At 39.7% G+C, this 489-nt stretch carries 1 pseudogene; it reads right to left on the reverse strand.

The annotated features are described in order from the left end of the window. Positions 1-98 precede the first annotated feature (98 nt). Positions 99-489: pseudogene (locus HC175_RS17840) on the reverse strand (SusC/RagA family TonB-linked outer membrane protein); the annotation flags it as partial.

The following is a 489-nucleotide window of genomic DNA, read 5'->3' on the forward strand; positions in this document are numbered from 1 at the left end:
TGTGGATCCTCAAGGAAATCTTCAGAACATCCTCCCAGTACAAGCACTGTTGTCAGGAGGAAAAGAAATTTGTTTAAATACTTTTTCATCTTTTTTTATTATAATTCAATGTTTAATCCTAATGATACAGTCTTCATGATATAAGATCTGTTATTAGTGGTACCGGCTAAACTTTGCTCCGGATCGATCCCAGAGTGGCTTTGCCAGGTCCATAAATTATCCCCTCTAAGGTACACTCTAAATCTATCCATTCCAACACTTTCTACCACATTTTGAGGAAGATTGTACCCCAGCGTAATAGCTTTTAATCTCACATAGTCATTGTCAAACAAGAACCTTGTAGAGGTTGAAGTGTGATCATTTTGAGAAGCCAATAATAGAGGAACATCAGTGATGTCTCCCGGCTCCTGCCAACGTGCAGCAAGATCTGGTGATTGTTGATATCCTACTGTTTCAAAGCCGCTCATAAGGGATGCGTAAGAGCTGTCA

It is taken from the genome of Salinimicrobium oceani (assembly GCF_012037645.1).